The 13429-nt window shown below is 44.5% G+C and carries 14 protein-coding genes and 1 riboswitch; of the genes, 2 read left to right on the top strand and 12 right to left on the bottom strand.

Annotated features, from left to right (window positions below; all coding sequences use genetic code 11):
- Positions 1-4: 4 nt before the first annotated feature.
- The 3 genes from T359_RS20685 to T359_RS0115345 all read right to left on the bottom strand — a co-directional run bounded on the left by T359_RS20685 (position 5) and on the right by T359_RS0115345 (position 3961).
- The gene (locus tag T359_RS20685; protein WP_197027107.1) at positions 5-1492 is read right to left on the bottom strand and encodes an ABC transporter substrate-binding protein; all 1488 of its coding nucleotides are present in this window, start codon (positions 1490-1492) and stop codon (positions 5-7) included.
- Positions 1485-3113, bottom strand: coding sequence for a sirohydrochlorin cobaltochelatase (locus T359_RS0115335; protein WP_242839107.1), 1629 nt, complete (start codon positions 3111-3113; stop codon positions 1485-1487). Before T359_RS0115335 ends, T359_RS20685 begins: the two co-directional genes overlap by 8 nt.
- Positions 3114-3262: 149 nt before the next feature.
- Positions 3263-3466: riboswitch (cobalamin riboswitch) on the bottom strand.
- Between the two features lie 90 nt (positions 3467-3556).
- Positions 3557-3961: an acyl-CoA thioesterase gene (locus T359_RS0115345; RefSeq protein WP_035784670.1), complete on the bottom strand. Its 405-nt coding sequence runs from the start codon at positions 3959-3961 to the stop codon at positions 3557-3559.
- 345 nt (positions 3962-4306) lie between these two features.
- On the opposite strand from T359_RS0115345, the gene T359_RS0115350 reads away from it, so the two are divergent.
- A complete protein-coding gene (locus T359_RS0115350; RefSeq protein ID WP_026518234.1) occupies positions 4307-5134 on the top strand; it encodes a deoxyribonuclease IV in 828 nt (275 codons plus the stop codon).
- A 19-nt stretch (positions 5135-5153) separates the two neighbouring features.
- Here the strand turns inward: T359_RS0115350 and T359_RS0115355 are convergent, their stop codons facing one another.
- The 6 genes from T359_RS0115355 to T359_RS22850 all read right to left on the bottom strand — a co-directional run bounded on the left by T359_RS0115355 (position 5154) and on the right by T359_RS22850 (position 8530).
- A complete protein-coding gene (locus T359_RS0115355; protein WP_026518235.1) occupies positions 5154-5861 on the bottom strand; it encodes a histidine phosphatase family protein in 708 nt (235 codons plus the stop codon).
- Between the two features lie 7 nt (positions 5862-5868).
- Positions 5869-6210 carry an arsenate reductase family protein gene (locus T359_RS0115360; protein WP_026518236.1) on the bottom strand — a complete coding sequence of 114 codons (342 nt, stop codon included), beginning with the start codon at positions 6208-6210 and terminating at the stop codon, positions 5869-5871.
- Positions 6207-6440, bottom strand: coding sequence for a purine biosynthesis protein PurH (locus tag T359_RS0115365; protein ID WP_026518237.1), 234 nt, complete (start codon positions 6438-6440; stop codon positions 6207-6209). The genes T359_RS0115360 and T359_RS0115365 overlap by 4 nt, the downstream gene beginning before the upstream one ends.
- Positions 6441-6584: 144 nt before the next feature.
- Complete coding sequence (locus tag T359_RS0115370; protein WP_026518238.1) at positions 6585-7235, bottom strand: hypothetical protein; 651 nt, start codon at positions 7233-7235, stop codon at positions 6585-6587.
- Between the two features lie 136 nt (positions 7236-7371).
- Positions 7372-7725: a C-GCAxxG-C-C family (seleno)protein gene (locus tag T359_RS0115375; RefSeq protein WP_026518239.1), complete on the bottom strand. Its 354-nt coding sequence runs from the start codon at positions 7723-7725 to the stop codon at positions 7372-7374.
- The gene (locus T359_RS22850; protein WP_051545510.1) at positions 7688-8530 is read right to left on the bottom strand and encodes a CPBP family intramembrane glutamic endopeptidase; all 843 of its coding nucleotides are present in this window, start codon (positions 8528-8530) and stop codon (positions 7688-7690) included. Before T359_RS22850 ends, T359_RS0115375 begins: the two co-directional genes overlap by 38 nt.
- Before the next feature lie 135 nt (positions 8531-8665).
- Here T359_RS22850 and T359_RS0115385 point away from each other — a divergent pair, with 135 nt between their 5' ends.
- A complete protein-coding gene (locus T359_RS0115385) occupies positions 8666-9535 on the top strand; it encodes a helix-turn-helix transcriptional regulator (protein ID WP_051545512.1) in 870 nt (289 codons plus the stop codon).
- A 3-nt stretch (positions 9536-9538) separates the two neighbouring features.
- Here the strand turns inward: T359_RS0115385 and T359_RS0115390 are convergent, their stop codons facing one another.
- From T359_RS0115390 to T359_RS0115400, 3 genes are all read right to left on the bottom strand, one after another.
- The gene (locus T359_RS0115390; protein ID WP_026518241.1) at positions 9539-9727 is read right to left on the bottom strand and encodes a hypothetical protein; all 189 of its coding nucleotides are present in this window, start codon (positions 9725-9727) and stop codon (positions 9539-9541) included.
- Complete coding sequence (locus T359_RS20695) at positions 9724-11730, bottom strand: glycoside hydrolase family 3 protein (protein ID WP_051545514.1); 2007 nt, start codon at positions 11728-11730, stop codon at positions 9724-9726. The genes T359_RS0115390 and T359_RS20695 overlap by 4 nt, the downstream gene beginning before the upstream one ends.
- A gap of 471 nt (positions 11731-12201) precedes the next feature.
- The gene (locus T359_RS0115400) at positions 12202-13320 is read right to left on the bottom strand and encodes an IS110 family transposase (RefSeq protein WP_026517506.1); all 1119 of its coding nucleotides are present in this window, start codon (positions 13318-13320) and stop codon (positions 12202-12204) included.
- Positions 13321-13429 lie beyond the last annotated feature (109 nt).

Genomic DNA, 13429 nt, shown 5'->3' on the forward strand with positions numbered 1-13429 from the left:
CCTCTTATTTAAGTTTATGGAAGAACTCCGTCTCTTCCTGTCCCTTAGCTATGACCTGATAAAGGTTATTTATAATGGTTCCTGTTCGGTCCGAGAGCTGATATATGGATTTATCCGTATACCAGACATTCCCCTCCTTAAAGGCCTTAAAATCAACAAAAACAGCATCCGTCTTTTGAAGCTCCTCAAGGGAACCCGGTGTATCCTCAATGGTGGCGTTGTAGATCAAAATATCTGCATTCTGTGCATAATCATAGAAAGCTTCTACGCTTATTGTCATCTGGGCTGTTTCATCCCCGCCATCAGCAACAGGGGAAAGATAGTCTCCGCCTCCAAGTTCCACCATTTTGGCAAAATAGTCTCCGGTACGCCTGGTGACTATTTGATGATTGGAGTTAACTGAGAAGATCACAACGCTTTTTCCGCTGTTTTCATCAAACTCAAGGCTCGATACCTGCTGAACCTGCTCTGAAAAATCCGCCAGAGCCTCATCTTCTTTTCCCGTCAGAACTCCGTAGACCTTCACCCACTCGCATCTTCCCAGAGGCTCCTGCTCATAGCTGGCCCTGTCGATAAACACCGGGATTCCAAGCTTTTCCAGCTTTTCCTGAACCTTGGGAGTATGAAGGATCATAGAATTTTCTATGGCCACGTCTATGTCCATCATAACTATCTGCTCATAGTCGGGAGCGCTGTATTTTCCACCGTAAACAAGAGTTCCGGCCCCCATGGCCTCTTTTGCCGAGTCAATGTACCAGTCGTCCTTCTCAATGCCTGAAAGAGCGATGTTCTCTATGGCCCCAAGCCTGTCAAAATGGCACATAGCCCCGGAGGCCGCCAGATATATGGTATCAAGAGGCTTTTGCAGGATTATAAATGACTCTCCTCCCTCAGGGACCGCTGCCCCTTCCGGAACCACAAGATAATTTCTCCCGTCCTCAATGCTGATAACCGCATAATCATCGCTATATCTATGGATCCTGTAGCACCGGGCATAGGCGTTCTCATCAGTGGACAAATAGGTAAGCCCCGGAATATCCGGTGCATCCATGGACGTCTTCTGTATAGAAGTATCTATCTCTCCCCCGTCCTTTCCATCTGCTTCAGCCCCATTATCCCCCAGGGTCAAAAGCAGGGTGTAATCTATGAGATGAGGCGTACTCATGACTGTGGTATCCGCCTGAACCGGGAACTCTTTTCCCAGCTTCACCGGCACCTCGAAAACCGAGTTACCCTCCGTGTTTACAGGATAATAGGTGGTCCCATCAACTATCATGTAATCATAATTTGGGCTGCTCCACACAAGCCTTGCCACGGCCTTTCCCTTTTCCACCGTGACAACGCAGGGGCTCTCAATATATGCCCGTCCACTTCCGCCCTTCATTACAACAGATGCGGCATATTCCCCATCGGAAATACCACCGCATCCTGTAATGTAAAGGGAAAAAAGTAATAGAAGCAGCAGACATTTTGTCCGTGCTTTTTTACTCAATAACTGCTCCCACATGTTCTACATAAACCTTCTGAACATCCTCAATTCCACCGAGACCTGAGATCTGGCAGTCAATGGATTCAAAGCTTCCGTCAGCTTCAAAGCCGCTCTTCCAGGAGTCATCATCATCTCCTGCCATGTCGTTGTTGGCGTGATCACCGGCTACAACCATGAGAGGACGAAGTACAACCTTGGTGTAACCTGCCTCTTTTACTGCAGCAATGATATTTGAAAGCTCTGTCTCCTCAGGCTCGCCCTCAACGGTTCCGATAAATACGTTCTCATAGCCAAGATTCTGCATCTGTGTCTGCATCTGAGAGTATGTGATCTTGGCTGTGTGGGATGTTCCGTGGCCCATGAATACGAAGGCAACGCCCGCATCCTTTGATGCTGAAAGATCAGCAAAACCGGCCTCAGCAACTGCAGCTGCTGTGATAGCCTCAGCAACCTTCTGCTTGTCCTCGTTGATCTCTGCAGCGTCTTTTCCTACTGTACCAAGTAAAGGCTCAGCCACAACAGCGGTCTCAAACTTGTCCTTGTAGCCCTCAAGAGCCTCCATGAGCTCATCGTACTCTGCACCGTGCATAAGGTGTGTAGGCTGGATAACAAGATTCTTAACTCCGTTGTCAACGGCTCTCTGAAGGGCCTGCTCAACGTTGTCGATCTTCTCGCCGTCTCTTGCATATATGTGATTGATGATGATCTGAGCTGTGAAAGCACGTCTTACGGACCAGTCGGGATATGCAGCTGCCAGTGCCTTCTCAATTCCGCCAATGTCCTTGGCTCTGCTGTCGTTGAAAGAGGTTCCAAAGCTAACTACGAGAAGCTCGTTCTCACCGATGCCGTCTGCATTGAGGGGATCATCCTTGGAAGCATCTCCTGTATCTCTTCCGAAGTAGTCAGGATCTGCATCCTCGCCCTCAACCAGCTCCTTCTGAGCATCTGTAAGTGCATCCCAGGCTGCCTTTGCCTTTTCGCAATCTGCGTAGGTATTCTCGTTGTAGGTCTGAACATAAATTGCATCTATAAGATCTGCTACTTCCTTAGCCACCTTCTCGTCCTCTTCTCCGTTTGATACCTGTACGTCAGAAACAACTACTTCGTGGTCATACCATTTTCCCTTGGTTCCGATAAGAGCAAGTGCAAAGCTCTGGTCAATGGCAGGAACCGGAACATCAAAGCCGTGTACTTCCTCTGTTGTTCCATCCTCGTAGGTTACGGTATCTGTAGTGGGCTCTAAGAGAACCGCGCCGTCCTTCTGGGCATCCTCAGCACTTCCGGGGAAAAGATTAACGATATTCTTGGAAGGCATGGTGATATGGATTGTCATCTCACCATTTTCAACCTTAAGTACTCCCCTGTCCTTGTATACCAAATTAACATGGAACATACTTGAATCTGTTGTAAAAGTAGCTGTGTAGGTGCCATCCTCCAAAACAGCTTCCGCTGCAGGCTCTTCTGCCTTCTCAGCTGTAACGGACTCCACTGTCTCTTCCTTAACTTCTTCACTTCCTGTCTCAGTTACCGGCACAGGTTCCTGAACTGCCTTGTCTCCGCAGCCTGCTACTACAGTTGCTACCATAGCTGCTGCCATGATAACTGCAAGCATTTTCTTTTTCATAATATTTACCTCCTGTATAGATATATAACTTATATAACAGAAAAAAGTCTCCACCAAGCGGCGAAGACTTTTAAAGTGCACAAAACTAAAGCAAATGCCTATAGCATTTACCTGATTGCTTCGTACAGTCAATTCCTCGTGACTTGGTTACCCTTGTACAACGGCAGGCAGGTCTCCCGGCTGATCGATACACAGCTTTCGCTGATACGCTTCCTTCGCCTTCCCGGATTGCTCCAGTGACATAATGAAAAAAGCTCTCGAAACACGGTGACGAGATCGTGCGGGATTCACACCCGCTTCCCTTTTCACTTGTGCAGCAAATGCCCACAAGCACCTTCCGTTTTATTCTGTTTTTATGGGTTTATGATACCATAGAATGAAATTTATGCAACCACAGTATTAGCTTATTCCTTTACCTTTAGATACTAAAGTCCTAAGATAAATCACTCCGCTAAGTTGCTGAGGGCTTCAAACAGTTCAGGCTGCTCCTGCTTCATACGTATGGGCCTGCCCTCGAGATTAAGGAATGCATGGGAAGTGGTGCCGATACAAACTGTTTTTCCCTCTGAATTCTTCATTTCATAGGCAAGATGCAGTTTTACACCCTTAAATTCCTTGACAGAAACGCTGATACTGACCTTGTCGGAAAAAGTCGTAGTCTGCTTGTAATCGCAGGTCACGCTCAAAACCGGGGACACTATGCCCATCTGCTCAAGCTTGGCAAAATCCCACCCTATCTGGGACAGGAAGTCAATTCTTGCCTCCTCCATCCACCTAATATAGTTGGAATGATGTGTTATCCCCATTTTATCGGTTTCATAGTATTGAACTGTGTGTATATACTCCATTTTTGCTCTCCTCCGTGCCAAACTTCCTGATTACTTCAGAGTCCATCTAGGTTATTATATATTAGCGCATAGATAAAGACCATCAGAACTGCTGAATCTGATGGCCTTTTCCTCATTTTTTATTCATTTTATCGGCAATCGCCAGGTAACAATTCCCTACAATAATCTTCAGTACACTACTGATTCATTGGGATACTCTCCATTTCATATAGCCGGTACAACTATTTGCATTTTATACGATTTAATTGTATCACATCTTTCCAAAAATTCAAGCACTTGTTGCCATTTTTCTGTGCTATCATATAGTCTGAAATTGCCGATTATCAGGAGGAAAAATAATTATTCATGATTTATATAGGTTGTCATTTATCAGTAACTAAGGGCTATGAGGCCATGGGACGCCAGATGGTGGACTTCGGTGGAAACACCTTTTCCTGGTTCACAAGAAACCCCAGAGGGGGAAAATCTAAGGATGTGGAGCCGGAGGATGTACAGGCGTTGTCCGAAATCCTCACAGAAAAGAAGTTTGGAAAGCTTGTAGCCCATGCCAGCTACACCATGAACCTGTGCTCTGCAAGTCCGGAAACAAGGGCCAACGGCCTGGATATGCTTATTAAGGATATTGAAAAAATGGAGGCTCTGCCGGGACAATATTACAATTTCCATCCCGGTTCTCACACCGGCCAGGGCCCAGAATTAGGCGTGCAGCAGATCGCAGAGGGCCTGAACAAGGCTCTTTACCCTGAAATGAGCACCACGGTCCTTCTTGAGACCATGGCAGGCAAGGGCTCTGAGATGGGAAGAAACTTCGAAGAGCTCAAGGCAATCATAGATCTCGTAGATTGCAAAGATAAGCTGGGTGTGTGCTTCGACACCTGCCATACCTGGGATTCAGGCTATGACATCGTAAATGATTTTGACGGTGTTTTGGATAAATTTGACAAGGTCATCGGCCTGGACAGGCTCAAGGCCGTTCACTTCAACGACAGTAAGAATGACTGCGGCGCCCAAAAAGACCGCCACGAGAAGATCGGTCAGGGCAAGATCGGCATGGAAGCCATGAAAAGAATCGCTCTTCATCCTGCGCTCCAGGGTCTGCCCTTTATCCTGGAAACACCAAATGATGATGAAGGATACATACAGGAAATTGCAATGATACAGGGATGGTTTTAACCCCATCCCTGTTTTTGTTTTATTTATCAAAATGTAATTTCTCTTCCTTAAATGCCTCTATATGCCCCATATCGTCAAACAGCTCAAGCCTTGGAATCACCATGTCTCCCTGCTGCTCGTTGAAGCTGATCACTGAGACTGAACATACACCGTATGGCATCGTGGTAAGCACAAATGGGAAGGGAAGGCTAAGAATATGGGAAAATAATATAGCTCCGGACCCGCCATGGGCAAACAAGGCTATAATATCGTTATTTCCCTTGCTGCAACTGTACAGACCATTTTTCCTGACCAGTCCATATTCGCTTAATAAATCATCAAGCCCCTTGGACACCTTTTCATAGTAATCCAAACATTTGTTATTCTTAAAATACGGATGCTGTGCCCATTCAGATGAATTGACATATTCAGGATTTTCCGTCAAAAGCTTGTATGCCAGAGTCCAGGGATGTCCGTCATAAGGAATCTTATCTTCCTCTTCCACATCTTCGCTCCTGTCTCCCCAGTCAATTTCATGCATATAATCCAAAATATTAACATCCAGATTCAAAGCTTTCGCTGTATATCCTGCGGTCTCTCTGGCTCTGCCCATAGGAGACGCATATATCGCCTTTATCCCCTCTTTTTCAAGCCTTTTTGCAGTATCCGCCGCCTGCTTTTTTCCATTTTCAGTAAGACTGTCTGTGCTATAGTCCGGCTCTCCATGCCTTATAAATATGAGTTTCATGCGATTTTCACTCCCACTTCTTCCAGACCTCAGGCTGATAGCCCAGGGTAGCCTGCTTGCCGTTACGAACTACCGGAATTTTTATTATCTGCTGGTTCTCAAGGAGCTTCTCCAGCTTATCTTCATCAGCTATGTACTGAATAATGGCCACCGCGTCTTTATCCTTGGCATCGGGGTTTATCATGTTCATGATTCCGCCGTTGACACTGGCCACGGAAGAAAGCTCGCCCTTACTCATGCCCTTTTCCTTCATATCGATGAACTGGTATTTTATGCCGCGCTCCTTGAAAAAGCGCTCAGCCTTCTTTGTATCGTTACACTTTTTTGTTCCGAAAATCTGAATATTCATCTCTTGTACCCGCAATCTGCTTTCTCCGGGCCGTCAATGCCCGATTCATAATGTGCTCTGAACTCCATGTTGATCTCACGGATCTCTTTTTTGCCGTCGATATAGTCCTGATACATCTCCGCCAGCCCCGACATGCAGCCATCACAGGAACCGCTTATGTTCCCGATGGACTCTGCCACTATCTGCTCCCTCTGCTCACGGGTTGTATCCTTTATTAAAATCGATTCCATTTCTTCGATCCTCCTATCCGAATAAGCATATTTACTGCACTTATGATAATAACACCGGGAATCGCCAAAAGATATACCCCATATTTTTTCGCAAAAAATCCACGGCCTGAGCCGTGGATTCAGTCGCTGCATAATTTGATTTTTTTAGAATGTAATAGAATCGATGATAAGAACAAGTTCATCGCTTACAGCCATATCCAATGCATCATCGCCGCAGTTATGTCCGGTTGTCTCAAAAATAAGGCTTCCTTCCATATAATCTCTTGCGATAACGCTCTCATAATAGCCTGAACCCTCAGCTGCAGGAGGAAGCATAGCCCAATATCCGGTTACATCCTCTGTTCCGGGGAAAATGCTCTCGTTCTGGGTTGCATTGTCACTTCCCCAGCTCTTAACCATTTCGTCAACCGCATCCTTTGCGCTTACGCTTGGCTCATAAGTAACTGTGATCATGTTAGTTCCAGCAGATTCTCCTGTGTATACAAAGAATACCATGTTGTTCTGCTGAGTAACACTCATCTTTGCTGCATTGTAGGTAACTGACCAGCCATTGGGGTCTTCATACTGCTTATAATCTACTCTGCCGCTCTTATCTACAAAAGCAACCGCATCAAATGCCTCGGGATCAGCATCGAATACAGGCTCAAAGTACATTGTCATGCCATCTTCAAAAGCGCCCTTCATAACACCGTTTTCGATGGACTCAACAGTGAAAACATCGCTTGACTCACCATTTCCGCCGAAGGAGAATGCTATCTTGCCATCTTCCTGGGTGCAGCAGAAGGGTAATCCCATTCCGTTGTTTCCGTCCTCTGTATATCCGGTGCCCTCATCATAGAATACATAGAAATAATCTGTATTTTTGTTTCACACAATTATTTATACGAAGGAAAATAATTCCATGGCAAAAATTTTTTTAAATTTTTTTATTTTAGTTTTCAGCCAGAAGACTTTCCAGCATAGCTGCGGCTTCGCCGACAATATCATTGCAGGTACGTCCTGTACCTGTCCTCTGGGCGATCAGCTCCTTGCAGAAAAGTGATCCGTTTTTCTCAAGGAACATCTGCTCATATTCCTTGGTCTTATCTATGCCAAGCTTCTCCAACATGGCAACCACACTGAGATATCCGCCGCACTTGCCATCAATGCTTCTTGGAGCGGGAACAAAATTCTTTGCCTCTTCCTCTGTCATTCCAAGCTTATCTGCAAATGCCATTCCCAGTGACATAGAACAGTTATTGCCATTCTTATGATTTGCTCTTGCTTTCATTTCCATTTCGCTCATTCTCTTTAGTCTCCTTCTTTTTATGTAACATTACAATAATTGCCGCTATAACAAAAATTGAATTACTTATTATAGTCTGGCTAAGCTCTCCGCCGCCCTCACCGGATCTGTCTGCGATAGATTTACCTGCAAATAGACCATATTCTGACAATGTCATAAAATCAAGGGCTGCATGAAGAATAATAACTCCCAAAAGGTTACCCCACTTCACGTATACCGCGCACAGAAGCATTCCTATCATAGCTGTGCCCAGCACCTGCAAAAGAGTTGCTTTCAGATCATGGGTCCAGCGTAAATTCCATAAGTGGTACAGTCCAAAAATGCATGCGCCGGTCACCACTGACAGGACCATTCCTTTGCCTTCTTTTCCGAACTTCTCTGTCAGAAGCCCTGTTATTGTTCCTCTCATAAGAAGTTCTTCCGAAAGACCTACCATCAGAACAAAGGCCGCAAAAAACAGTATTTCGCCGGGAGCTTTAAGCTCAGCGCCCTTTGTAATGGAATCAATGGTCAGTATAACACTTCCGAAAACAGAGATAAACAATATTACCAAACCGGATAAAAGGCTCTTTCCAAGATATTTAACCGGATTCTTGAAAGAATCCAGAGTCCCCAGGCAAAAAGCTATAATAAATGAAGGAATTACCTTTAATATTATCTTTCTCACAAAATATGCCGCATTTGATGTTCCGAATTCCCCGAAACAAAGCTCTATAATGGTGCCAATAAGCTCGTTTAAAAAATACTCCGCAGCTACAGCTGCAATAATCGCTAAAATAATGTGTTTCCTAAAAAATTCTCTCATTGAAAAACTACTGATTTTTCCTTTCTTGTTATTTTTTGTTATGCTTTTATTCATTCCTGCATTATATATCAAAACTATGTAGAAATTTTGTCTTCTTTTTTGCAAAAAGCAAGAAATCTCAGTACTATAGAAGGTATGAAGCATATAATTTTCCCGGAGAATCAACAATTTTATTATTCCTATACAGGCAAGTTCCAGGCCCTGTCTTCGGACTGGAAGCACGAGAAATTCCCCCTTAAGGACTATGAGCTTATCATAATGACTGAAGGGGAGCTGTTTCTTAGCTACTGCGGCGAGAATTTTTCCGTAAAAAAGGGCGAGTATCTGCTGCTGCCTCCCAGTAACGGCTACAGGATCGGCTACAAGGAGGCTTACTGCTCTTTTTACTGGATGCACTTTTCGGTGCCTGCAACTGACCTGCCAGTAACCATAAACGGCACGGCTGAGCCTATGGAGGAGCTGGGCTTTTCCCATGCTTTCGCCATTCCGCAAAAGGGCGCCATCCCTAAGCCGGAAAAGATGGTAGTGCAGATGAAGCAGCTTCAGGATATCGTGAAAAACAGTTATCCGAAGATCTCTCTGAACGCCATGGTAACCAGCATAGTCTGTGAACTCTACGGCCAGATCATGTCTGATGCACAGCACGGACAGGACAATCTGGAAAAAAAGCAGGTCTACCTGGATATCATTGACTATATCCAGAGAAACCTTCACAGAAATATCAAGATCACTGAAATCGCTGAAAAATTCGGCTACAATGCAAAATATTTATCCCATCTGTTTGCTGAAATTCGGGGAATTCCGCTGAAGCAGTATATTTTAAATCAAAAAATAGACGCCGCCAATTTTATGCTGGCAGACAATGACAAGCCCGTTACGGATATTGCCGCGGAGCTTGGTTTTTCTGATGTCCACAGCTTCGCCAGGGCATATAAAAAACTCACCGGACTTACGCCCAGTGAGTATAGAAACGCTTTTGCAAAACGCATGTTATTTCATGTTTGATGATTATTCCTGCTGTTTTTCCATCAACTCCCGCTTCTTCCAGTGCTCCGATAAAGCTCTCGGCTCCGGCTGAGTTATACGAACCAAGACATTTTCCCAGGTACTCTCTATATCTCTTTTAAGGGCACCGGCGGTAAGCTGCACAGGCTTGGAGCACTCTCCTATTTTTATTTCGGTATTTATTGTGATCAATAGCTTATACCTTCCCCTCGCTTATAGATAAATTCAGAAGTGAAGTTCAGATTTCCCTCAGAATCCTTTTCCACCTTTGGGATGTTCACAGGAAGCTTGCCCTGAGGGCTGCTTGCACCAAAGGCTGTCTCGATGGCTGCAACGATATTGGCATTAAAGGCTGATGAACCTGTGTCATTAAGTCTGTCTGTAGGGTCAATTCCAAGGCCTGAGCCCATATATGCCAGAAGTATGCCGTCCGCCTCCTGATAAATAGCCGCATCATAGGGCAGATTCTCGCTTATAAGCACATATTTACCCCCTCCTGCATGGACATCCTCCAGTGCATTATGAAGGGCGATGAACTGAGGATCTTCTTTATCAAGGGCACTGCTACCGGATGCATAGGAGAAGCATATTACTACGTCCGCAGTGGAGATCTTCTCCTTTATCTCATCGGTGTAATTGAGCTTAACATCCGCCGCTGAATTAAAGTAGAAATCCAGGGTTACTTCGGTATTTTCCCCGATATAGCCCTTCTTTTTCATATCTTCAAGGGCATAGCCGATGGCCACCTTGTCGTCTTCGCGCCTTGCCAGCACCACTATACTCTTTTTATCAGAAGAAAGAGGTAATATACCATCATTTTTGATAAGGGTTATGGCCTCTCTTGCCATCTGCATCTCCGCATCGTGGTGAGCCTGACTTCCGATGATTTCCTTGCTCTTTGCTGCCTTAACCTCGATGTCTTCAGGTGTTCCATAGTCTCCGTCAGGTCTGAAGATCCCGTACTTTTCTTTCATAAGGAGAATTCGCTTAACGCTCTCATCGATCCTCTTTTCGCTGATCTCACCGGATTTTACCTTCGCTGCGATTCCTGCGATGTAATCGTCATAGAATGCGACTTTTTCTGCATCTGTGATGTCTACTGGCAAAAGAAGTATATCCACTCCCGCATTTATTACCTTTTCTGCGATATTCACGTGATATTCCACGGAATTCTCCGCTCCGGGAACAAGGCCCGCTGTGGCGATAGCCCCCATCTCCAGGGCATCGGTAACAACCACGCCGTCAAAGCCAAGGTCTGTTCTCAATATATCCTGGATCATTTTCTTTGACATGGTTGCCGGATAATATCCCTTTGTAACACCGTCGCCGTAGGTAACTTCCTCATCGATAAGAGGATAAGTTATATGGGCTGTCATTATCATGTCTGCGCCGCCCTCTATGGCCTTCTTAAAAGGAACAAGCTCAGTGGCTGATATTTCCTCATAGGTCTTTTCCACGGAAGGAAGGCCTATATGGCTGTCAGTGCCGGTGTCTCCGTGTCCCGGGAAGTGCTTGTATGTGGCAATGATATTGTGCCCCGAAAGGCCCTTGGCATAAGCCATACCAAGCTCCGCAACCTTGTCAGGGTCATCGGAAAAAGATCTGGTTCCGATAACGGGATTATTGGGATTATTGTTTACGTCAATATCAGGAGCATAATCTGCATTAAAGCCCGCAGCTGCGATCTCTTCTCCAAGGAGATCTCCCGTTTTCTCAGCATTGGCTGCTGCATTGGCGGTGGCTCCTATAGCCATATTTCCCGTCATCCTGGTTCCTGCTGATAGACGAATTACAATTCCGCCTTCCTCGTCAATAGGCATCAGATATGGGATATGATTGGTAACATCCGTTATTTGTTTGTTATTTTCCTGCAGGTCATACACAAGTCTTGTAACTTGTTCATTTCCTGTAATATTTGCTCCAAAAAGAATGATTCCGCCATACTGATGCTTCTGAAGAGCGGCTTTTACTTCCGGCGCTGCACTCAGATCTGTAACTTTTTCTTCGTTCCAGGTCCTGATGGCCGGAATTATCATCTGGGAAATCTTCTCATCCATGGTCATCTTGGTAATAACCTTATCCATTTTGTCCTTTCCCCGGAAAAGTCCCCCCTTGTCGGCCGCAAATACTACTCCGCCCAGGACCAGTACCACCAGTCCTGCTGCCAATAACCTTTTAACTACTATGTTTTTCATAAATACAGTCCCCTCCTGCTGTTTTTAATAAACCAACATAATAATTCTGATATGTAATGACCTCCTGTCAAGAGAAAGCTTACAGGAATCCACCACATAATTATTTAGTTGTTTCTGAAGGCACCTTGAAAGGGCCTCGGGGTATCAGTTCCCGGCATTGGCCACTCTGATATACGTGGATTGGTTACCGACAGGTCAATGGTCCGCCGTGAGCTCTACCGTCTACCATCGTGGATCACAGATTGCTCCGTGCCAACATAGAATTATCGTAGATAGCTCGAACCTTGAAATGGCCGAAGCCCTTTCAAGATGTCTTCAGTTGTTGCTTTTGTTTTGGCCAGATGTAAATGGCGTAAGCCATCTTACATCTGCTTGATTACCCACTATAACAGTGGGATGATGATGTCAAGGCTGCGAAGCACCGCCTTGGGCGGCTTGGCCTTGAGATTAGCAGCGCACTGTTATAACAGATTAAGCTATATTATCGGTCATCATGCCCCACATAAAGCAAGCGAGTTCTCTTGCAACTGCCATTATTGCCACATTTCGCTTTTTTCCATTATTTAATACCATTTTGTAGTATTTGCGTTTCAGACGTTCATTAGCTTTATCTGCATATGCAATAACTTGTGGAGTATTTCCATTTTGACGAGCTTTGATTGTTTTGGATTTGTAACCAACTCTGCCTCTAGTATAGCATTGAGATGCTTCTGTTAACAGAGTTCGTACGTGACTATTTCCTGCTTTTGTAATGCTAAGCCTAGTGGTATCGTCTCCACTGGATGCTTCGCCAGGAACAAGTCCTATATATGAGGCAAACTTTTCTGCGGAAGAAAAACGATTAAAATCTCCGACCTCAACAATAACTGATAATGCAGAATGAGTCTGAATACCAATGAAACAACATAGCTTTTTTACAGATTCTCTGTATTCATCTACTGATGCAAGTTCTTCGATTCGCTTATCAAGACGTTCTATTTTATCAGTAAGCGTAGCATATGTAAGCAAGTACTCATCAAGAATCTCTTTATATAAACCTTCGGGTTTTAATGCTTTTAACCAATTGATATGTGCTATTGTCCAGTGACTTTTACTTTCGTATCTATAGTCGTGGCGAAGGCAAAAAGACTGAATTTGTTGTTTGATCTTTTTTAGTGCAAGTTTATGATCATTCCGCATGCGCAGATATTCTTTAGTCTGTTCATCTTTGGCAGTAGGAATATGTACTGGACTATAATTGTTTTGACACAAACATCTGCCAATAAGCTCAGCATCACGCTTATCAGTTTTTATTCTCTTGTTATTACGCTGAGAAAGCATGGTAGATGGCGCTAGTATCACACAGTTAACATTTCGGTCTGTTAGCTGATGATATAAAGTATAGCCAAGACACCCGGCTTCATAACCGCATATAAATGTAGTATCGTTACCGTAGATTGAGCGAAGGAATTCAAGATACTTTAAAACTGCTTTGTAATCTGCTGAAGTACGCTGGTAATACAAACCTTTTTCGACTTCAATTGTATAAGCGCAAAGTGTAAAACTTTCCTTATGGACATCCATACCTACGTAAACTGTGTTATTATTCATTTAGTGACCTCCTTTTGTATGCGGTAATCCCTGTTACCATTGACTCGACATCTTTAGTATACAGGTGAATCCACGTTGCTACAAAATGGAGGTCATTACATATTGTCTA

The sequence above is a fragment of the Butyrivibrio sp. MC2021 genome, from assembly GCF_000621605.1.
GTDB lineage: Bacteria > Bacillota > Clostridia > Lachnospirales > Lachnospiraceae > Butyrivibrio.